Annotated in this window: 23 protein-coding genes and 2 pseudogenes; 12 read left to right on the top strand and 13 right to left on the bottom strand. The window is 63.0% G+C overall.

The genetic code is table 11. From position 1 onward, the window contains the following. A pseudogene (locus ACFFNA_RS37560) lies at positions 1-723 on the top strand (TCP-1/cpn60 chaperonin family protein); the annotation flags it as partial. A 63-nt stretch (positions 724-786) separates the two neighbouring features. Here the strand turns inward: ACFFNA_RS37560 and ACFFNA_RS37555 are convergent. Continuing rightward, positions 787-1,395, bottom strand: coding sequence for a TetR/AcrR family transcriptional regulator (locus ACFFNA_RS37555; protein WP_111549413.1), 609 nt, complete (start codon positions 1,393-1,395; stop codon positions 787-789). A gap of 101 nt (positions 1,396-1,496) precedes the next feature. Between ACFFNA_RS37555 and ACFFNA_RS37550 the strand changes: the two genes are divergently transcribed. From ACFFNA_RS37550 to ACFFNA_RS37540, 3 genes are read left to right on the top strand one after another with little or no spacing between them, the layout of a single operon-like run. Then, positions 1,497-2,480, top strand: a complete 984-nt coding sequence (locus ACFFNA_RS37550) for a zinc-dependent alcohol dehydrogenase family protein (protein ID WP_378925156.1) — start codon at positions 1,497-1,499, stop codon at positions 2,478-2,480. A 34-nt stretch (positions 2,481-2,514) separates the two neighbouring features. After that, the gene (locus ACFFNA_RS37545) at positions 2,515-2,964 is read left to right on the top strand and encodes an OsmC family protein (RefSeq protein ID WP_378925154.1); all 450 of its coding nucleotides are present in this window, start codon (positions 2,515-2,517) and stop codon (positions 2,962-2,964) included. 14 nt (positions 2,965-2,978) lie between these two features. Further along, positions 2,979-3,365 (top strand): nuclear transport factor 2 family protein, encoded by a 387-nt coding sequence (locus ACFFNA_RS37540; protein ID WP_378925152.1) that lies wholly within the window; start codon positions 2,979-2,981, stop codon positions 3,363-3,365. Between the two features lie 20 nt (positions 3,366-3,385). Here ACFFNA_RS37540 and ACFFNA_RS37535 read toward each other — a convergent pair whose 3' ends face one another. From ACFFNA_RS37535 to ACFFNA_RS37505, 7 genes and pseudogenes are all read right to left on the bottom strand, one after another. Continuing rightward, the gene (locus ACFFNA_RS37535) at positions 3,386-3,997 is read right to left on the bottom strand and encodes a LysE family translocator (RefSeq protein ID WP_378925150.1); all 612 of its coding nucleotides are present in this window, start codon (positions 3,995-3,997) and stop codon (positions 3,386-3,388) included. A gap of 317 nt (positions 3,998-4,314) precedes the next feature. Then, positions 4,315-4,692: pseudogene (locus ACFFNA_RS37530) on the bottom strand (YkgJ family cysteine cluster protein); the annotation flags it as partial. A gap of 4 nt (positions 4,693-4,696) precedes the next feature. Continuing rightward, the gene (locus ACFFNA_RS37525) at positions 4,697-4,852 is read right to left on the bottom strand and encodes a hypothetical protein (protein ID WP_378925149.1); all 156 of its coding nucleotides are present in this window, start codon (positions 4,850-4,852) and stop codon (positions 4,697-4,699) included. Between the two features lies 1 nt (position 4,853). Further along, entirely contained in the window at positions 4,854-5,261 is a 408-nt protein-coding gene (locus tag ACFFNA_RS37520) for a hypothetical protein (RefSeq protein WP_378925147.1), read from the bottom strand. Next, on the bottom strand, positions 5,261-5,488 hold the full coding sequence (locus ACFFNA_RS37515) for a hypothetical protein (RefSeq protein WP_378925145.1): 228 nt from the start codon (positions 5,486-5,488) through the stop codon (positions 5,261-5,263). Before ACFFNA_RS37515 ends, ACFFNA_RS37520 begins: the two co-directional genes overlap by 1 nt. A gap of 348 nt (positions 5,489-5,836) precedes the next feature. After that, the gene (locus ACFFNA_RS37510) at positions 5,837-6,046 is read right to left on the bottom strand and encodes a cold-shock protein (RefSeq protein ID WP_010915421.1); all 210 of its coding nucleotides are present in this window, start codon (positions 6,044-6,046) and stop codon (positions 5,837-5,839) included. Positions 6,047-6,570: 524 nt separating this feature from the next. Further along, the gene (locus ACFFNA_RS37505) at positions 6,571-7,224 is read right to left on the bottom strand and encodes a glutathione S-transferase family protein (protein WP_378925141.1); all 654 of its coding nucleotides are present in this window, start codon (positions 7,222-7,224) and stop codon (positions 6,571-6,573) included. Positions 7,225-7,412: 188 nt separating this feature from the next. Between ACFFNA_RS37505 and ACFFNA_RS37500 the strand changes: the two genes are divergently transcribed. After that, entirely contained in the window at positions 7,413-7,601 is a 189-nt protein-coding gene (locus ACFFNA_RS37500; RefSeq protein WP_378925139.1) for a CsbD family protein, read from the top strand. A 54-nt stretch (positions 7,602-7,655) separates the two neighbouring features. Here ACFFNA_RS37500 and ACFFNA_RS37495 read toward each other — a convergent pair whose 3' ends face one another. After that, a complete protein-coding gene (locus tag ACFFNA_RS37495; RefSeq protein ID WP_378925138.1) occupies positions 7,656-8,789 on the bottom strand; it encodes a metallophosphoesterase in 1,134 nt (377 codons plus the stop codon). A gap of 286 nt (positions 8,790-9,075) precedes the next feature. On the opposite strand from ACFFNA_RS37495, the gene ACFFNA_RS37490 reads away from it, so the two are divergent. Continuing rightward, entirely contained in the window at positions 9,076-9,516 is a 441-nt protein-coding gene (locus tag ACFFNA_RS37490) for a hypothetical protein (RefSeq protein ID WP_378925136.1), read from the top strand. Between the two features lie 40 nt (positions 9,517-9,556). On the opposite strand, the gene ACFFNA_RS37485 is transcribed toward ACFFNA_RS37490, so the two are convergent. Further along, positions 9,557-10,117: a TetR/AcrR family transcriptional regulator gene (locus ACFFNA_RS37485; protein WP_378925134.1), complete on the bottom strand. Its 561-nt coding sequence runs from the start codon at positions 10,115-10,117 to the stop codon at positions 9,557-9,559. A 149-nt stretch (positions 10,118-10,266) separates the two neighbouring features. On the opposite strand from ACFFNA_RS37485, the gene ACFFNA_RS37480 reads away from it, so the two are divergent. Further along, a complete protein-coding gene (locus tag ACFFNA_RS37480) occupies positions 10,267-10,860 on the top strand; it encodes an NIPSNAP family protein (protein ID WP_378925132.1) in 594 nt (197 codons plus the stop codon). A gap of 327 nt (positions 10,861-11,187) precedes the next feature. Continuing rightward, positions 11,188-11,946: an SDR family NAD(P)-dependent oxidoreductase gene (locus ACFFNA_RS37475; protein WP_378925130.1), complete on the top strand. Its 759-nt coding sequence runs from the start codon at positions 11,188-11,190 to the stop codon at positions 11,944-11,946. Positions 11,947-11,958: 12 nt separating this feature from the next. On the opposite strand, the gene ACFFNA_RS37470 is transcribed toward ACFFNA_RS37475, so the two are convergent. Next, positions 11,959-12,924, bottom strand: coding sequence for a LysR family transcriptional regulator (locus ACFFNA_RS37470; protein WP_378925128.1), 966 nt, complete (start codon positions 12,922-12,924; stop codon positions 11,959-11,961). 104 nt (positions 12,925-13,028) lie between these two features. On the opposite strand from ACFFNA_RS37470, the gene ACFFNA_RS37465 reads away from it, so the two are divergent. The 4 genes from ACFFNA_RS37465 (at position 13,029) to ACFFNA_RS37450 (ending at position 16,241) form a co-directional block, all read left to right on the top strand. Then, positions 13,029-13,508, top strand: coding sequence for a cupin domain-containing protein (locus ACFFNA_RS37465; RefSeq protein WP_378925126.1), 480 nt, complete (start codon positions 13,029-13,031; stop codon positions 13,506-13,508). Positions 13,509-13,680: 172 nt separating this feature from the next. Further along, the gene (gene fumC, locus ACFFNA_RS37460; protein ID WP_378925124.1) at positions 13,681-15,078 is read left to right on the top strand and encodes a class II fumarate hydratase; all 1,398 of its coding nucleotides are present in this window, start codon (positions 13,681-13,683) and stop codon (positions 15,076-15,078) included. Positions 15,079-15,256: 178 nt separating this feature from the next. Continuing rightward, a complete protein-coding gene (locus ACFFNA_RS37455) occupies positions 15,257-15,676 on the top strand; it encodes a DoxX family protein (RefSeq protein WP_378925123.1) in 420 nt (139 codons plus the stop codon). Between the two features lie 160 nt (positions 15,677-15,836). Next, entirely contained in the window at positions 15,837-16,241 is a 405-nt protein-coding gene (locus ACFFNA_RS37450) for a DoxX family protein (protein WP_378925122.1), read from the top strand. Positions 16,242-16,262: 21 nt separating this feature from the next. Here the strand turns inward: ACFFNA_RS37450 and ppx are convergent, their stop codons facing one another. Together ppx and ACFFNA_RS37440 are read right to left on the bottom strand one after the other, a co-directional pair. Continuing rightward, a complete protein-coding gene (gene ppx, locus ACFFNA_RS37445) occupies positions 16,263-17,798 on the bottom strand; it encodes an exopolyphosphatase (RefSeq protein ID WP_378925120.1) in 1,536 nt (511 codons plus the stop codon). After that, positions 17,798-19,999 (bottom strand): RNA degradosome polyphosphate kinase, encoded by a 2,202-nt coding sequence (locus tag ACFFNA_RS37440; protein WP_111549361.1) that lies wholly within the window; start codon positions 19,997-19,999, stop codon positions 17,798-17,800. The genes ppx and ACFFNA_RS37440 overlap by 1 nt, the downstream gene beginning before the upstream one ends. Positions 20,000-20,039: the final 40 nt, after the last annotated feature.

Genomic DNA, 20,039 nt, shown 5'->3' with positions numbered 1-20,039 from the left:
GTCGGCCTCAACATGCTCGGCCGCGCCAAGAAGGTGTCGATCTCCAAGGAGAACACCACCATCGTCGACGGCGCCGGCAAGAAGGCCGAGATCCAGGGCCGCGTCGCCCAGATCAAGCAGCAGATCGAAGAGACCACCTCGGACTACGACAAGGAGAAGCTGCAGGAACGTCTCGCCAAGTTGGCGGGCGGCGTTGCGGTGATCCGCGTCGGCGGTGCGACGGAAGTCGAAGTCAAGGAAAAGAAGGACCGCGTCGATGACGCCCTCAACGCGACCCGCGCGGCCGTGGAAGAAGGCATCGTTGCAGGCGGCGGCGTTGCCCTGCTGCGCGCTTCGGCCAACATCAAGGTCACCGGCGTCAATGCCGACCAGGCCGCTGGCATCAACATCGTGCGCCGCGCGCTGCAGGCTCCGGCCCGCCAGATCGCGTCGAACGCCGGTGCGGAAGCATCGATCGTTGCCGGCAAGATCCTTGAGAACAAGGGCGCGACCTTCGGCTACAACGCCCAGACCGGCGAATATGGCGACATGATCGCTATGGGTATCGTCGATCCGGTCAAGGTCGTGCGCACGGCTCTCCAGGACGCGGCCTCGGTCGCTGGCCTGCTCGTCACCACCGAAGCCATGATCGCGGAGGCTCCGAAGAAGGAGTCGGCTGGCGGCGGCATGCCTGGCGGCATGGGCGGCGGCGGCATGGGCGGCATGGGCGGCATGGACTTCTAATCCAGCCAATCTGGCTAAGCTTACGGAAGGGCGCCGAAAGGCGCCCTTCCTATTTGGCGGTCCTCAGACGGCGGCATCCGCGCGTTGCCGCACCTCGCCGGCAAGCACCGCGCCTTCAATCAATGCCGCGACTTCGTCGGCGACCGCCCGTAACGGGGCGCGGTCGCGGGTGGCGCGCGCGATCACCATCAGCCCTTCCAGCGACGATTCGACCAGCAGCGCCAGAGCATGCGCGCGGCGCTCGGGCACCCCTGCCCTGACGAAAGCCTGTTGCAGAAGGCCGATCCATTGCTCGAAGGCCGACCGGCACAATTCGGCCAGCTCCGGCACGTCGGTCGGTGAATCCAGCACCACGGGTGCGATCGGGCAGCCGAGCGTGAATTGGTTCTCCTCGAGCATGTGTCCGACCGCCTGGTAGATATGGTGGACGGCCACCGCCGGATTCCGCTCGGCGGTCAGTGCCTCGCCCAACCTTTGCGTCACCTTGTCGACGCTATCACGCGTCACCTCGATGACCAGTTGGTCCTTGCCGCCGGGGAAATGGAAGTAGAGCGAGCCGCGCGGCGCGCCGCTGGCGCTCAATATGTCGTTGAGCGAGGTGCCGTGATAGCCGCGCTGCCTGAGCAGCAGCGCCGTCGTCTCGAGTATGCGGGTGCGGGTGTCGTTCGCCATGTCAACCTCTGTCAGCAGCAATCATTATAGGCCTTGCATCGAATATGACAATCGGTCTACATAATATGTAGATCAGTCTACATATTACAGGGGAAGCCGACATGCACGCCTATCGTCTTGAGGGGTCCGGCGGGACCGAATGCCTGGTGATGCGCGACGAGGCGCAGCCGGAGCCAAAACCGCGTGAGATCGTGGTGCGTGTTCGCGCCACCTCGCTCAACCGGCGCGACACGATGATCCTCAACGGCACCTATCCGCTGACGCCGCGCCAGGGCATCGTTCCGCTGAGCGACGGGGCTGGCGAGATTGTCGCCATCGGCGATGCCGTCACCCGCTTTGCCGTTGGCGATCGCGTGACCGGCAGCTATTTCGCCCGCTGGATCGACGGCCGCATCAACGCCGGGCTCATCGACCAACTCGGCTGCACGCTGGACGGCATGCTGGCCGAATATGCCGTTCTCGACGAGCAATGGGCCGTGCGCTTGCCGGATCATCTCGACTGGCATGAGGCGGCAACGCTGACCTGCGCCGGAGTGACCGCCTGGAACGCGGTGACGGGCGCCGGAATTCCTAAGCCTGGCCAATGGGTTCTGGTCATCGGCTTGCGCTGCAGTTCGCCAAACTGCTCGGCTGCCGCCGTCACCTCGCGTGGCGAGAAGGCCGACAGGCTGCGGGCGCTGGGCGCCGACCTTGTGATCTCGACATCGGAGATGCCCGAATGGGGGGCGACTGTCCGCGACCAGACCGGCGGCATCGACCTCGTCGTCGAAACCGGTGGCCCGGCGACATTCGCGCAGTCGCTGATCGCCAGCACACTCTACGGGCACATCGTGCTGCTGACGCTGCAGGACCCGCAAGGCAGGTCGATCGAGATGCCGGCGGCGCTCTACCAGCGCAGCCTAGCCACCATCAGCCGACTTTTCGTAGGCAGCCGGACCAATCTCGAAGCCATGCTGCGCGCTGTCTCACAGCACCGACTGCGGCCCGTCATCGACAAGGTCTTTGCCTTCACCGAAGCCGCCGAAGCGTACCGCTATTTCCAGCAGGGCGACGTCTTCGGGAAAGTGGTCGTCGACGGCGCCTGACCATCCATTTCTCACAATCAATGGAGAGCAGACAATGACAATTCGTGAAGCCTCGGCCGAGTGGCAAGGCACGCTGAAGGAAGGTTCAGGCCGGCTACGGCTCGGCAGCGGCGTGTTCGAAGGCGCCTATTCCTTCCCGTCGCGTTTCGAAAACGGTCCGGGCACGAATCCGGAGGAACTGATTGCGGCAGCACATGCCGGCTGCTTCTCGATGGCCTTGAGCGCCATACTGGGCGGAGCCAATCACATCCCGACAAACATCAGCACCATCGCCAAGGTGCATCTCGGCGCAAGCGCTGCCGGGCCGACGATCATCCGCATCGAAATCGAGACGCAAGCCGAGATTCCGGGCCTTGCCCCGGATGAATTCCAGACCCTTGCAGAGACGGCGAAAGCGACATGCCTTGTCTCGCGCGCCCTGGCCGGCGTGGCAACCATCACGCTCAAAGCCGGGCTCGTCGCGGCCGCCACCACGCAACAATGAAATCAGGAGATGAGATGAAACAGGACAGCACCGTGACGCTTCATCCGGACGAACACTCCAGGCGCACAGCCGAAATCATGCAGAGCTTCAACGACGTGTTCCAGCTGCACGATCCGTCGGCACTCCCCGGTCTGGTCGCCGAGCACTGCGTGATCGAAAACACCGTCCCGGCACCGGACGGCGCCCGTCATGTCGGCCGGGAGGCATGCGTCCAGCTGTGGTCGGCGATCGCCATCCGGCCCGGTACGCGATTCGACCTTGAGGAGACATTCGTTGCGGGCGAACGGGCGACGATCCGTTGGCGCTACTGGCTCGCCGACGGCAACTCCATCCGCGGCGTCAATCTGATGCGCGTCGAGGACGGGCTGATCGTCGAAGCGATGGGCTACGTCAAGGGATAGTCGGCCTCGCCCGCTCGCCGCTACCGGTCTGCCAACGCCAGCTTTGCACCGAGCATGACGAAGGCGCCGGCGAAGGTCCGGCGCATCCAGGTCAGCACCATCGGCCGCGACACGACATGGCTGCGGATCGAGGCGGCGAAGACGCCGTAGCCGACGAATACCACGAAGGTCAAAATCATGAAGACGGAGCTGAGCTCCAGCATCTTCGACAGCGCATTTGGCTCGGTGGTGCTGACGAATTGCGGCAGGAAGGCGAAGAAGAAGATCGACAGTTTCGGATTGAGCACATTGACGAGGATGCCGGTGGCAATCACCTTGCCGGCCGAGCGCGGCGTCACATCCTGCTCGACGCTCAGGCCACCCTTCTCCTTCAGCGTGTTCCAGGCCATGTAAAGCAGATAGGCGACGCCGAGATATTTCAGCGTCTCGAAGGCAACCGCACTGGTGTGCAGCAGCGCCGCAAGGCCGGTGATGGCGGCCGCCATATGCGGAATGATGCCGAGCGTACAGCCGAAGGCGGCAATGATGCTGGCGCGCGCGCCGCGCGAAAGGCCGGCGCTCAGCGTGTAGAGAACGCCGGTGCCGGGCGAAGCCACGACGATCAGCGACGTCAACAGAAATTCGATGCTCACGATGGTTTCCTCCGGCGCCCTGCCCTGTCGCAGCGTAGCCAGCAAGGAGGATGCGCACAAGGCGCGCTGACCCGGCGCCTTCAATTGCGACTTTCGCGATTGGCGAAGGCAGAGGGCGCGAGCGCAATCTCCCCCCTTGTGGGGGAGATGTCCGGCAGGACAGAGGGGGGCGCGAAGGATCGCCGATCCTTCCATTCCTTTTGCCGTTCGAAAGCTGTTCAAGTATTTGGTTTGGAAGCGGATTGATCCGTTGGCGGGACAGCGCCCCCCTCTGTCCTGCCGGACATCTCCCCCACAAGGGGGGAGATTGACAGTTCCACCGGCAATCCGTGCGCCCGGCGCGCCATCAGGCAATCGTCGTCGCCAGGCATGCAGGCGCGGCAGACATCCGGGCGGACTTCATAGATGCCGCAAGCGGTCGACTTACCGATCTCGCCGGAGAGGGCCGAGCAGCGCACGCCCTCGCAGCGCATGCCGGACAAGTTGGCCGCCACATATTTTTCCGGGATGCGGTCGAGCTGAGCGTCGTCCTCGGTGGAAAAGCGCGGCCATTCCGCCGAATAGGAACAGCAGGCGCCGCAGCTTTGGCAGTCGAAGGCAGGCGCGGTGCTGTGTTGCGACGACGAAAGGCTTGCAGCGGCCGCCAAGGCGAACAGAACCGGCTCGGCAGGGTTGCGATCGGCGTCTTGCGGCAAGGCGTTATTTCTTCTTGCCTGTCTTGCCCTTTGGCGCATCCACCGGCGACTTGAACAGATCGGTCGCGGTTTCGTCGGCCTTCGTCGCGGCAACCGGCTTGCCCGGTTTTGCAGCGGCTGGCGTTGCAGGCTGGTCCTTGGCGGAGAATTTTATGGCCATGTCAGTCCTCGTCGACGAAGCGCGATGATGGTGCGCGTGGATTGCGCAAGCGGCCGATCAGCGCCGAAACCGCCGTGATGTTCATTTCCTCGGGCGACCAGTTCTTCACCGCCTCGATGTGGTGGGGCGCCAGTTCGCGATGCGTGCTGCCACTGTAGGCGGCATCCTGATGGGTCACCCGCTCATGGGTCTTGGTGTCTTCGCGGACATATTCGATGAGGTAGTTCGGGCATTCGGCGCGACCGCGCACACCGAGCCGCACCTGGGCATCGCCATGGGCGCGTTTGCAGCGCTCCAGCTTTTCCAGCACCCGGCGCACATATTCGACCGGCTTGTTGAGGCCTTCGACCACGTCGGCGATCGTCGAGTCGGCGGCGATCAATTTCGGAGGCACGCGCTTGGTGGCCATCAGCGTCTTCCGGCTCGCTTCGGCAAAGCGGCGAGCGCCGCAGCCGCGGCCATCTCGTCAGCCTCCTTTTCCAGGCGCTGTTCGCGCAGCCGCGCGGTCTTGGCTTCCCGCGCCTCGCTGACGGCATCGCGCTCGGAAATGATCCGGTTGAGCGACATCGACTGGGTCTGCGTCTTGCTGAACAGGGATGCGGCCTGATCAGGAGCTGTCTTCGAATTGGCGGTCAAAATCTTTCTCCTGTCAGGAGCCTGGTGCCGACATGGCGAGACCGCGTCTTCGGTCAGGACCACGCACAAAGCAATACGGCAGCGGATTCAAATTGCTGGAGCGTCCCTTAGCACGTTCAGGCCGACGCGCAGTGCACTTTCGGCGGCAAGACGCGCAAAACGAAAAAGGCCAGGCACCGCCTGACCTTCCATGAGAGCGCCGCGCATCCAGATGGATGCACACGGAACGCCCTTCTCATGCGCATGACTTGCCGTGGAAACTCAGGTCTCCGCGGCGGCCATGCGCCCGAATTCGCCACTCACCGGTGCCAGTACATCCGTGGTCACCGGGAGAGCTGAATTCTGTTTTCAGGCCGCCTTCAACTGGTCGGCGGACATCTTGCCCGACTTGTTGTCGCGGACCATCTCGTAGCCGAGCTTCTGGCCCTCGACGATGTCGCGCATGCCGGCGCGCTCTACGGCCGAGATGTGGACAAAAACGTCGGCCGAGCCGTCGTCAGGCTGAATAAAACCAAAACCCTTGGTGGCGTTGAACCATTTAACTGTGCCGGTGCTCATGACGAACCCTTTCCATGGCAAATATTCGTTAATCGCCGTGCGAATGCACAACGATTTTTGTCTCGATTTTTGATGGGGAAGTTCGTCAAAGGCGCGCATGCGTGCGCGGATAACAAAAGTCGGTCAAACAAATATCGACGAAACTCTTGTAGGCTTCTTTTTGCGTCGTGTCAATTTCTGGTTTCCTGCCATCAGGATTCGACCCAAAATTGTCCGGCGCAAGGGACATCGGCTGGCGAATCCGGGCGCAGAAACAAGGCGCTCCTGTTACCTAAAAAAAAATTGCAGCATGCCGGGAACCAATTCCGCGCCCGTGCATTTGATTGTCGTCAGCAGTTTTAGAGAGCAATCTCAGGAGTGCTGACACAAAGGACGCCTCCCGCACAATAAAAAGTGCGAGGGGCGTTCTTGTATGGTGAAGGGCTTTCAGGCTGCATGAGCCGTCATGGCCTGCCCTACACCCTTTCCCGGATCATCTTGATGTCCAGAGGGCCGAGCGGCGACGACCCGCGCCTTGCAGGTTCTCATTCGTCCGGGCCGGGCTCGGGCCAGGTTTCCTTGGCCGCTTCCGCGTACCAGTGACGCATTGCCGGCGTTGAGAGCACCGCATCGACATAGGCTCGCGTATCCGGCGCCAGCCTGCCACCATAGGTGTCGAAGCGGGTGACGACCGGTGCATACATGGCGTCGGCCGCGGTGAAATGGCCGAACAGGAACAGGCCGCCCTTGCCGTGTTTTTCCCGACACTCGCGCCACAGCGCCTCGATGCGCTCCCGCTGCGCCTCGCCCTCGGCGTCGAGCGGCTTGTGGCCTTTTGGCCGACGCAAATTCATCGGCCAGCCATAGCGGACCTCGCGAAAACCGGAATGCATCTCGGTCGCCACCGAGCGCGCCAGCGCGCGGGCGCCGATATCGGCCGGCCAGAGATTCTTGTCGGGGAACAGGTCGGCGAGATATTCCAGAATGGCAAGGGTTTCCCAGACGATCCTGCCGTTGTGATTCAGGACCGGTACCAGCCCGGTCGGCGAGACCTTGCTGAGATTGGCAGCGGTCTCAGGCGTGCGCAGTCGCACGAACCCTTCCTCGAACGGGATCTCCAGATGCTTCATCGCCACCCAGGGCCGAAGCGACCATGAGGAGAAGCACTTGTTGCCGATATAGAGTGTGAATTCAGCCATTTTTCTCCCCGCGCGCACGATTGTCCCGAAGTCTTTTGGCCTGCGCGTCATCGCAGCCTAGCCTGCCAGCCTTGCCGCCGAAAGCGGTTGCGCAACTTGATCTGCGGCTGGGGAGGCTTGGAACCCTAGCGACGCCGGCTCGTTAGCCTCCCGCGGACGAATTCCCCCGAATTCGAAACTCCCAGGAGATGCGGAAAATGGTGAACAAGGATCAGGTCGCAGGCATGGCCAAGCAGGTCAAGGGCTCGGTCAAGGAAGCCGTCGGCAAGGCGACCGGCAACAGGCAGACCCAGGCCGAAGGCACGGCCGACAAGATCGCCGGCAAGGTGCAGAAGGCGTATGGCGACGTGAAGGATAAGGTCAAGAAAGCGCTCTGATCTCCCACAGGGTATCACTTTGTCTGGGAAAAGGCGGCCGCCGGGCCGCCTTTTTCATGTGCCCCAGTCCTTGCTGAAGGCGTTGGTGAAGGCGACCTCGCCGTGGTCGCCGGTCGCCTCGCCCAGTGCGACGTCCATGCCGTCGCTGGTCACCCTGGCCAGCGCGAAGCCACCCATATAGGCAGCCTTCGGCTTGATGAGATCGAGCCCGTCACGGCGGTAGATCAGCGGCGTCTCGTGCTGGTGGCCGTGGAAGATGGCGACGACATTATAGCCCTTCAGCGCCGCCAGCAGTGCCTGCCGGTCGGCCTCGCTCCACCAGTGCGGCGCGCCGGCACCGTCATCGTCATAGGTCCTTTTGGCGGCATCCCACCGTTCTATCGAAAAGGTGTCCCAGCCATAGTGCTGGAACAGGATGACCGGGCGGCCATCCGCCGCGTAGGTTGTCAGATCCTGCTTTAGCCATGGCAGGCTGCTGTCGGTGCCGTGGCCGGTATCGCCGGCGAAACGATGCGTCTGGACAAGATGCAGGCCGCCCCAGTCCCAGGAATAGCAGTCGGTGTCGACGTCGTAGTCGGTGGCCGGCACTGGCGGCTTGAAGAAGACGCCGGCGCGGTGATTGACCTCGACATAGTCGCGCATTTCACGCCGGTACCAGTCGACATGATGCGAGGGACCGTTCTGGTCGAGATCGTGGTTGCCGAGCCCGACATAGACAGGCATGTGCACCCGATCGGAGCCAACACCTTGCTGGTAGCGCTGGCTGAACTGGAGCAGTTGGGTGCCCTCGCTTGGCTGGGTGATCTGGCCGCCGCCATCGTCAGTGATGTCGCCGCCGACGACCAGGCCAAGCGGCGCGCCGATACGGCTTCCGGCGGAGCGCAGGCCGGTGGCGACGCCGTTGATCTCGACTGGCCAGTCCTTGTCGCCAAGGGCGTTCAGCGCTGCAACGTTGCGTAGCAGGGCGGCGTCGGTCTTGCCTTCCTTCAGGCAGTTGGGGCTCAAGCCGCTCGCCATGCGGCAGGCATGGACATCGGCGATGAACAGGAAAGTGGCGTCGATCGGCTGAATGCGCTGCCCGGTCTGGCCAAACGCCTGATGTGACAGCGCGCCGGCCGCGGCAAATCCTGCGGCCTGGGCCAGAAAGCTGCGTCGAGAAAACAAACCAGGCGAACGGTGATTCATCATGAGGTGAATTTCAGCATGGAGAGCGGCCGGCCGTCCAGTTCAGCGCGCGGCATCGCTCGAACATCGACATCGTGTCGAGCGTCTGCCATTCCTAGGGGCACTGACATTCAAGTTCTATGGCCAGGAGAATGCCATGAAAATTGGACCTGTCGGAACGATACTGACGATCCTTTCCTCAGCAGGCGTTGCGCATGGCGCCCCATGTGTTGATGCGAAGTCCGCCAAGAATGGTTTCGTTCTGACGAAGCCTGGCATCCAGAGCACGTTTCGGCCCGTGGCGGGCGGAATGATGTCCGTTGCCAACACCTACGAGTCGCAATCGCCCCAGACCCAATATTTGTTTGCCGGCCTGATCGAGGTGTTTCGCGACAGCGACACTGGTCGGCTGGCGATGATCCCGTTTTCCGATCTGCGAAAACTGTTTCCGCTGAAAGCAGGGACAAAAGGCACGATAGAGTTCGTCGAGCTGTCGCCGAACAAGCAGCCGAAGAGCATCAAGACGCTGACCTTGGTCGTCAAGGGCAAGGAGACGTTCAGCCTGGGCGACTGCAAATACAATGTGCTGGCGGTCAAAGAGACCTTCAAGAACGGGGCCGGCGAAACGCTGGACGCATTCACCGCCCTCTATGCGCCAGACCTGCAAGCCGCGCTCGCCCGGCGCTACGACGAAGGCACCAGCGCGGAATCGGTGAACGGCTACGAGACGATCAAACCGCTGGCTGAGTAGCTGTTTGTGCTTTCCGAAAACCGGATTCAACCTTTCGGGATCACGTCCTAGTCTCGCCCAGCGCCGTCAGGCAATCGCGCAGAACACCAGCATCCTGCGCCGTCTTGGCCATCGACATGGCGCCGGAATAGGTGGCCACGGCAAGTGCTGCAAAGCGTTGCGGGTCGGTGCCTTGCTCCCTGCCCGCCCGCTGGTCGGCCCTGATCTTGTCGGCGATCGCCTGGCGCCACGCCGAAAAGATGCCGGCAAGTGCCATCCGGAAATCGGGATCGGCGAGCGACAGTTCATGCGCCAGATTGTTGAGCGGGCAGCCGCGCACGAAACCCTGTTGTTCGAGTTCCGCCGCCACCGCCTCGAACACCGTGCGCACGCCCTCTCGTGCCGAAGCCGCCGCCTGCACCGGCGCGATCCAGGTCTCTTCGACCGCTGCCGCCACACGCTCGTCGATCACCGCCAGCGCCAGCGCCTTCTTGGTCGGGAAATGGTGATGCAGCGCGCCGCCGCTGACACCTGCCGCCGCCATCAGGTCGCCGAGGCTGGAGGCATGGTAGCCGCGCGCCTGAAACGATTCCTCCGCGACATCGAGCACTTTGTTGCGCATGCCTTCGGGGTCGTTGATGCGCTTTCGCGGCCGAAGCCTCGGTCGAGCTGTGATCTCTGCTGACATTCCTGAACAATACCATATTGACAAAACAGGACAACCGGTCTGTTTATAAACAGGATGATCACCCTGTTTATGGAGACGGACGGATGAACCTGCCCCTGAATGCCACGCCGGAACCCGCGGTGCTCGCCTCGCCTGTCGTCGAGCTGCGGCAGTACACGCTGAGGCCCGGCAAGCGTGACACGCTCATCGACATCTTCGACGCCAGGCTGATCGAGGGTCAGGAGGACGCCGGGATGACCATCATCGGCCAGTTCCGGGATCTCGATCGTCCGGACATGTTCGTCTGGATGCGCGGCTTCGACGGCATGGACGCACGCAAGGATGCACTGACCGCCTTTTACGGCGGGCCGGTCTGGGCAGCGCACAGCAATGCGGCCAATGCGACAATGATCGATTCCGACGATGTGTTGCTGCTCAAGCCGGCATGGCCAGGCGCCGGCTTCGACCTCTCGGGCGTACCGCGGGCAGGCTTGATCGTTGACAGAAAAACAAAACGGAACAAGCCCCTGCCGGGCATTGTTGTCATCCAGATTCATCATTTTCGCCCCGGCGCCGAGATCGCTTTCGCCCGTCGCTTCGAGACCGAAATGGCGCCGCTGATGACGGCATCTGGTGCACGCCTGCTTGCCGCTTCGTTACCGAGCATGCCGAAAACAGCTTTCCACGCCTGCCGGTGAGGGCCAGCGAAAATGTCTTCATCAGCATCATGGGATTTGACAGCGCGGAAACGCACGCTCGCCATGAGGCCACAATTGTCGGCTCGCCTACATGGCAGGTTTTTTGGCAAACCGTCCGGCCGGATCTGACACAACCAACGGAGACATTGCGTCTGTCGCCGACCTCGCGTTCGCGGCTTGGGCGGTGAGTAGAGCGAACCTGTGTGCGCGGTTTTGCCGGAAGGTCGCCAGCGGTCGAAGTCCATACCATGGGATAGGCCGATGGCTTGACCGCGGCCGCTTATATGCGGTGCTCTCGATATGGCCAAAGCTGCCTCGGAGCGTCCTATGAGACTTGATAACAAGCGAGCGCTGGTTACCGGCGGATCGGATGGCATCGGCCTTGCGATCGCCGAGGCCTTTTCGCGCGAAGGCGCGGACGTCCTGATCGTCGGCCGCGATACCAAAAAGCTCGACGCCGCCGCCAGGCAACTCGGCGGCAGTATCGAGACGCTGTCGGCCGATCTTGCCACCAGCGTCGGCATCGAAGCCGTGGCCGGGCACGTGAAAAAATCCGGTCGGCCGCTCGATATCCTCGTCAACAATGCCGGGGTGGCTTTCCTGGTGCCGTTCGAGACCGTCAGCGAGGAGCAGTTCCAGCAATCCTTCGCGCTCAATGTGGCGGCGGTGTTCTTCCTCACCCAGGGTCTGCTGCCGCATCTCACAGCCGGCGCGTCGGTGATCAACATCTCGTCCTACTTCGCCAACAAGATGATCCCGAAGCGGCCGTCGAGCCTCTATTCGCTGTCGAAGGGCGCGTTGAACTCGCTGACCAAATCGCTGGCCTTCGAACTTGGCCCACGCGGCATCCGCGTCAATGCCATCGCGCCCGGCACTGTCGACACCGCCATGCGGCGCAGGACAGTCGACAACCTGCCGGCCGAGGCAAAGGCGGAACTGAAGGCCTATGTCGAGCGCAGCTATCCGCTGGGCCGAATCGGCCGCCCCGACGACCTGGCCGGTATAGCGGTCTATCTGGCCAGCGACGAGGCGGCCTGGACCAGCGGCGGCATCTTTGCCGTGGACGGCGGATATACGGCTGGGTGACCCGCCCGGCCGCTAGACGCCGACGATGTCAGTGGCGGCGCTTTCCACAAATCCAAGAGCGCCGACCGCCTCAAGTATCTGATTGCGAACCCAGCGATGGGGCGGCTCGTCGTCGTGGCGCGCGTGCCAGTACATCCTGATTTCGGGAACCGCAATGGGGAGTGGCGGTTCAAAGAGGACGAGCGGCAGGGTCTTCGCGGCCCAAACCGCGAACTGCCTGGGAACCGCTGCAAGGTAGTTTCCGTTTGCCACTGCCAACGCGACAGCCTGAAAGTGCGGCAGTGTCAGGCTTACACGACGAGTTCGTCCGATCTTGCCGAGCGCCTCGTCGGTGGAGCCCGACATCGAGCCGTCGATGGAGCGAAGAACGTGGGGCAGTTCGCAGAAAAATTCAATCGGCAGAGGCTCGCCGTCCGCGATCCCGGCCTGCCTGATGGCGGTGTTGTCCCTCGCCGCAATGATTACGAATGGCGAATGAAACAGAGGCGTGCTGGAGACCCAACCGGAGACCTCCAGCGGACGCTCGAGCGCGGCGTCGACGTCATCGTCCTGAAGCAGCCGCGAAACGTCGCCGCGAGCGCTGTCCAGAAAGCGGAGCGACACGCGAGGCGCTATCTCGGCGATGCGTGCCGCCAAAAACGGCATCAGCATCAGGGAGAAGAAGTCCGCCCCCATAAGTGTGAAGGTTCGGTCGAGCTCCGCCGGATCGAAGTTTTTTGAGGACTGGAAGACACGTTCGATTTCGCGAAGCGCCGCCCGCAACGGCTCCGCTAGGCTCTCGGCGCGCGGCGTCGGCATCATGTCATTGCCCCGCCGCACGAACAGCTGGTCGTTGAGGACATGCCGCAAGCGATTGAGCGCGGCGCTGACGGCGGGCTGGCTGAGGCCGATCTGCTCGCCGGCGCGCGTAACGCTTCTTTCCCGCAGAAGGGCGTCGAACACCCTGACGAGATTGAGGTCGAGCGCATTCAAATTCATCGTATCAATTGGCCCCATACGATCATTCGATTTCCGTTGCCGGTAAGTCCTTGATTAGGTCGTCATCGGCGCCGCCCAGTCGGCACAGGAAGGATCAGACAGCCATGACAATGACCCCCGGGACGATCACAGGCAAGGAACTCTTCTGGTTCAACAATACACTCGTCGCGATCCACGTCTCGTCGACCGCGGGAGAGGACGGCATCTGCGTCGTCGAGCATCGAATGCCTTATGGCGACTCTCCGCCGCTGCATGTGCATCGCCGGGAGGACGAAGTGTTTCACATCCTGGACGGGAGAATGCGCTTTCAGATCGACGGCCACGAACGAGTCGCCGGCCCCGGCGATACGGTCATCGCACCGAAAGGCCTGCCGCACACCTACCGGGTCGAGTCGCGCGAAGGGGCGAGTACCCTCACCGTCACGCGCGGTGCGGATTTCGAGACGATGTTGCGCCAGGCGGGCCGCCCCGCCGAACAGCCGGAGCTGCCGCCGCAAATGGAACCGACGCCGGAAATCATCGCGGCACTGGTGCAGCTCTGTGCAAGCAATGGCATCGACATCGTTGGTCCGCCGCTAACCTGATTGGTCGTGCGGGACATTCACCTCGGCAAGCCCTCGCGCGCCTTCCCTTCTCCCCAACAGGAGAACGGAAGGCGTTCCTTCAACCGATTTGCATGATTTGCGCCCGCAATCTCCGCTTGAAGCCGTTTGTGCAACGCGATACGCCGTTGCCGACTTCGACAAGGAGAGACCCGTGACCGCTGCAAAGACCAGAACCGAAACCGACACGTTCGGCCCGATCGAAGTCGCCGCCGATCGCTATTGGGGCGCGCAGGCACAGCGTTCGCTTGGCAATTTCAAGATCGGCTGGGAAAAGCAGCCCGCGTCGATCGTGCGCGCGCTCGGCGTCGTCAAGCGGGCGGCGGCCGAAGCCAACATGGAACTGAAGCGGCTCGAGCCGGCGATCGGCAAGGCGATCATCGAGGCAGCGCAAGAAGTCATCGACGGCAAGCTCAACGATCATTTTCCGCTGGTCGTCTGGCAGACCGGCTCGGGCACGCAGTCCAACATGAACGCCAACGAGGTGATCTCCAACCGCGCGATCGAGATGCTGGGCGGCGTCATGGGCTCGAAAAAGCCGGTGCATCCCAACGACCACGTCAACATGAGCCAGTCGTCGAACGACACCTATCCGACGGCGATGCACATCGCTTGCGCCGAGCGCATCGTGCACGATCTGCTGCCGGCCCTGAAGCATCTGCACAAGGCGCTGGACGCCAAGAGCAAGGCCTTTGCCCACATCATCAAGATCGGCCGCACGCACACGCAGGATGCCACCCCCCTCACCCTCGGCCAGGAATTCTCGGGCTATGCCGCACAGGTCGCCTCGTCGATCAAGCGCATCGAGCTGACGCTGCCCGGCCTGCAGGAACTGGCGCAGGGCGGCACCGCCGTCGGCACTGGCCTCAATGCGCCGGTCGGCTTCGCCGAAAGGGTAGCGGACCGCATCGCCGCCATCACCGGCATCGCCTTCGTCACCGCGCCGAACAAGTTCGAGGCGCTGGCAGCCCACGATTCCATGGTATTCTCGCACGGCGCCATCAACGCCTGCGCCGCCGCGCTGTTCAAGATCGCCAATGACATCCGCTTCCTCGGTTCCGGCCCGCGGTCGGGCCTTGGCGAACTGTCGTTGCCGGAAAACGAGCCGGGCTCGTCGATCATGCCGGGCAAGGTCAATCCGACCCAGTGCGAGGCAATGACGCAGGTTTGCGTGCAGGTGTTCGGCAACAATGCCGCCGTCACCTTCGCCGGCAGTCAGGGCCATTTCGAGCTCAACGTCTATAACCCGCTGATGGCCTACAATTTCCTGCAGTCGGTGCAGTTGCTCTCCGACGCTTCGGTCTCCTTCACCGACAATTGCGTCGTTGGCATCGAGGCGCGGGAAGACAACATCAAGGCGGCACTCGACCGCTCGCTGATGCTGGTGACGGCATTGGCGCCGACCATCGGCTACGACAATGCCGCCAAGATCGCCAAGACGGCGCACAAGAAGGGCACCACGCTGCGCGAGGAAGCGCTCGCCACCGGGCTGGTCAGCGAAGCCGACTACGACCGGCTGGTGCGGCCGGAGGATATGACGCATCCGGGGTAAGGTTTTTCGGCGGGAGAATTTCCTCCTGTCGCGACCTGACTCGACGCGAATTTTGCGCAAATCGCCCGATCACGGAAATGTCCGCGCTGTGAACAATGTGTCGACAACTTGGCGGCTTTGGTGAACAGTCCGCATGGTCTATCTCACCGGTATCAACCCCTTCCCGGAGAGAGCCACCATGTCCATCAACACTTCAGTCGCCGGTTCCGGCGCTTCCAATGCCTCAGCCACCATCCTCCTCGGTCGCGTCCTGCTTGCCGTCATCTTCCTGCTTTCAGGTTTCGGCAAGCTCACCGCGATCGCTGGCACAGCCGGCTACTTCGGCAGCCTCGGCCTGCCGTTGCCGACCGCGACGGCTGTCATCGTCGGCCTGATCGAACTTCTCGGCGGCATTGCCATCCTCGTCGGCTTCCAGACCCGGATTGCCGCCTGGGTGCTCGCCATCTTCACCGTCGCCACCGCGCTGGTCGCCCATACCGGTTGGGCCGATCAGATGCAGATGATCAACTTCCTGAAGAATCTGGGGATTGCCGGCGGCTTCATCGTGCTGGCCACCTCGGGCGCTGGCGCCTATTCGGTCGACGCCAAGCGCGGCTGAAGCCACCAACAATCAAAGAAAGAGGGGCGCGGAATTTTCCGCGCCCCTCTTTCGTTGTCTATCCAAGCGTCCCAGCTGACCAATTCCTGCTAGGATCGTGGCGTCGGGATGGGGAACGGTCTCAGCCGCCCCTGCCCGATCGACATCGGAGGTGACAAGCATGCCCCGCAACGCACTGCTTCTGCTTTCCCGGCTGCTGCTCGCCGCCCTGTTCGTGCCCTCCGGTTTCCACGCGCTTTCCGACATTGCCGGCACGACGGGCTATTTCGCCGGGCTCGGCCTGCCGCTGCCGACGCTTGCCGCCTGGGGCACAGGCTTGTTCGAGCTGATCGCCGGGCTGCTCATCCTGGTCGGTTTCCAGACCCGGATCGCGGCGCTGCTGCTCGCCGCCTTTTGCATTGTTGCCGGTTTCATCGGCCATTACGGCCAGGGCGGCGGCGACGCGATGCTCACCTTCCTGCATTCGCAGATGCTGATGAAGGACATCGCCATATCGGGCGGCTTCCTGGCGCTGGCGATGGCCGGGGCCGGCGCCTGGTCGGCGGACGGGCGCGGTGAGGCGTAAGGCCTACTTCACCGAAACGCTCTATTTCACCGAAACGCTTGGGCCGCCCTCGACGGCCAGCACCAGCCGGCGATTGGTTATCCTTGCCAGTTGCGCCAGGCGCCCGGCCGGCCGTTCGCCATAGAGGTCGGCCAGCGATGCGGGCAGAACCAGCGCCAGCACGCCATTGCCGCGCTGTTCCCATTTCAGCCTGGGCATGATGCCGGGCATCGATGCCGTCAGCAGGTAGACGACGCGCATCATCGCCGCCAGCACCCGCGCCCGCTCCAGGTAACGCGGCGAAGCCAGCGCCTTGATCTCGGGTGCGATGGCTTCGTTGAAGATGCCGTCGTGGCGATAGGCATTGGCCATCGCCAGGAAGGCACGGCCGGGATGGTCGACGCCGAAGAAGGACGCATGCGCGATGATGTTGAGCGACTGCTTGCCGCGATATTCGGGGTGTGCGCGCCAGCCGATGTCGGCCAGCAATGCGGCTGCGTGGCGATAGCGCGCCTCGTCCTCGGTCTCGTCGATGCCGAAGGCGGCAAAGGTCCTGGCGGTCCAGTCGACAAGTTCATGCGCGTGGGTGACGGAGCGTGAACGCAGACGGGCGAGTTCCTCCGAGGCCGAAATCAGCGGATCGGCCTTCTGCTCGGCCTCGTCGAGCAGCGAATAGAGAAAGCCTTCGCGAACGCCGAGCGCCGAGACGATGATCTTCGACGGCTGCATCGCCGCCATGATCTCCTGCAGCACGATGGCGCCATAGGGCAGCAGCGAACGGCGGTTCTTCGAAACGCCTTCGATACCCTTGACCTTCTCGATCTCGGCTTTGGCGACCTGCTTGAGGAAGTTCGTCGCACTGTCGGCGCTGATCTCGTAATGGTGCATGACGCCGAGCGGATAATTGGTCATTTCCATGTGCAGCCGGGCGAGATTTCGCCAGGTGCCGCCGACGGCGTAGAAGGGCCTACCCTGCCCGCCTTTCAACAGCTTGGCCCTGGCCAGCTCGTCACGCGCGATCTTCGCCGCCTGGGCGAGCGAGTTCTTCGCCATGTCCTGCAGGCGCAGGCCGCCCAGCGGCAGCGTTATGCCGTCGCCGATCGCTTCGCCGTTGACGTCGACCAGTTCGAGGCTGCCGCCGCCCAGATCGCCGGCGATGCCATCGGCCGGGTGGAAGCCCGAAATGACGCCGAGCGCCGAATAATAGGCTTCCTGACGGCCGCTGATCACACGGATCTCGGTCTTGAGCACGTCCTCGGCGCGGTGGATGAAATCGGGACCGTTGATCGCCTCGCGGGCCGCGGCGGTGGCCAGCACATACATGTGCTCGGCGCCCGCCTGGTCGGATAGTGCGCGAAAGCGGCGGAACTCTTCCATCGAGCGCGTCACCGCCTCGGGGTCGAGTTTGCCGGTGGAAACGATGCCGCGGCCGAGACCGGCCAGCATCTTTTCGTTGAACAGCATGGTGGGCGAGCGCGCCAGCCCTTCATAGACGACGAGGCGGATCGAATTCGACCCGATGTCGATGATGGATAGCGGTCGGCGGTCCTGCAACCGGCCCTGGGAATCGGACAGCATCAGCTGGACGCTGCGGCGTTCTTCTTGCGGCGCTTGAACTGCGCGATGCGCTTGGGCGCATGCGACTTCAGCGCGTCACCCCGTCCCGACAGGCTCGGATTGGTCATGAAATATTCCTGCGCGTTGAACGGTTCCTCGCCCTCCTCCAGCACCACGCGCCGGGAGGTTCCATCAGCCAATACGTCGAAACTTTGCTGATTGTCCATGATGTTGCCCAGCATGATCTGGCCCAGGATCTGTTCATGCACAGTTGGATTGGTGATCGGCACCATGGTCTCGACGCGGCGGTCGAGATTGCGCGGCATCAGGTCGGCCGAAGAGATGTAGACGATCGCCTCGTCCGATGGCAGCCCATGGCCATTGCCGAAGCAATAGATGCGGCTGTGTTCCAGAAAACGGCCGACGATCGACTTGACCCTGATGTTTTCCGACAGGCCCGGCACCTGTGGCCGCAGGCAGCAGATGCCGCGCACGACGAGGTCGATCTCGACGCCGGCACGGCCGGCGTCATAGAGCGCATCGATGATGATCGGGTCGACAAGCGCGTTCATCTTCATCCAGATGCGCGCCGGCCTCCCCTCCACCGCATGAGCAATCTCGTCGGCAATATGCTTCAAGATGCGGCTTCTCAGCGTGAACGGCGAGATCGCCAACCGCATTTCATCCGTCGGCTCGGCATAGCCGGTGATGAAATTGAACAGCTGGGCGACATCGCGCGCGATCGTCGGGTCGGTGGTGAAGAAGGACAGATCGGTGTAGATGCGCGCGGTGACCGGATGGTAGTTGCCGGTGCCGAGATGCACATAGTTGCGCAGCTTGCCGTCCTCGCGTCGCACCACCAGCGACATTTTCGCGTGGGTTTTCAGCTCGAGGAAGCCGAACACGACCTGCACGCCGGCGCGCTCCAGGTCGCGCGCCCAGCGGATGTTGGCTTCCTCGTCGAAACGCGCCTTGAGCTCGACCAGCGCGGTGACCGACTTGCCGGCCTCGGCCGCGTCGACCAGCGCGCGCACGATCGGGCTGTCGTTGGAGGTGCGGTAAAGCGTCTGCTTGATCGCCACCACTTCGGGGTCGGCCATCGCCTGACGCAGGAACTGCACCACCACATCGAAGGATTCGTAGGGGTGATGGACGACGATGTCTTTCTCGCGGATGGCGGCAAAGCAGTCGCCGCCATGCTCGCGGATGCGTTCGGGAAAGCGCGGATTGTAGGGCGTGAACTTGAGATCGTCGCGAGGGATGGCGACGATCTCGGAAATCTGGCTGAGCGCCAGCGGACCGGTCAGAACGCTGATGCGGCTCGACGACACGCCAAGCTCGCCGGCAACGAAGTCACGCAGTTCCGACGGCATCAGTCTGTCGAATTCGATGCGGATCACCGAACCGCGGCGGCGGCGCTTCAACGCCGTCTCGAACAGGCGCACCAGATCCTCGGACTCCTCCTCGACCTCGATATCACTGTCGCGGATGATGCGGAACGTGCCGGAGCCCTTGACCTCATAGCCGGGGAATAGCTTGCCGATGTAAAGGCCGACCGCCTCTTCCAGCGGGATGAAGCGGACATGGTGCTTGCGGTCCGGCAGACGGATGAAGCGCTTCAGCGCCACCGGCAGGCGCAGCAGCGCGCTCATCTCCTCGCCATTCTTGCGGTGGCGCAATTGCAGCGCCATCGAGAAGCCGAGATTGGGAATGAACGGGAACGGATGTGCCGGGTCGATAGACAGCGGGGTCAGCACCGGAAACACCTGCTCCTGGAAATGGTCTTCCAGCCAGATCTTTTCGTCCTTGGTCAGCGCGTCACGCGTGATGCTCTCGATGCCTTCCTTGTTGAGCAGCACGGTGAGCGCCGAAAGGCTCTTCTGCTGGTCTTCCTGCAGCCGCTCGACCTCCCGCAGCAGCTGCTCGAGCTGCTGTTCGGGGGTGCGGCCGTCAGGGCTCTTCAGCGTGATGCCCTCGCGCACCTGGCCGGCAAGACCGGCGACGCGGACCATGAAGAACTCGTCGAGGTTGGCCGCCGAGATCGACAGGAAGCGGACGCGCTCGAGCAGCGGATGATTGAGGTTCAGCGATTCCTCGAGAACGCGCCGGTTGAACTGCAGCCAGGAAAACTCCCGGTTGACAAAGCGATCCGGGTTGCCGCCCTCCGGTCGAGCCACCTCGACATTCACGAATTCGCTCTGCACCGGCTTCAGTTCGTTCATGATTCCCGCTCTTCCCCGCAACCGCTGGCCGGTTAACCGG

This window comes from Mesorhizobium kowhaii (assembly GCF_042431665.1).
In the GTDB taxonomy this organism is placed as follows: Bacteria; Pseudomonadota; Alphaproteobacteria; order Rhizobiales; family Rhizobiaceae; genus Mesorhizobium; species Mesorhizobium kowhaii.
Note: the sequence above shows the minus strand (reverse complement) of the source record. Positions and strands in the feature narration are given on the sequence as shown.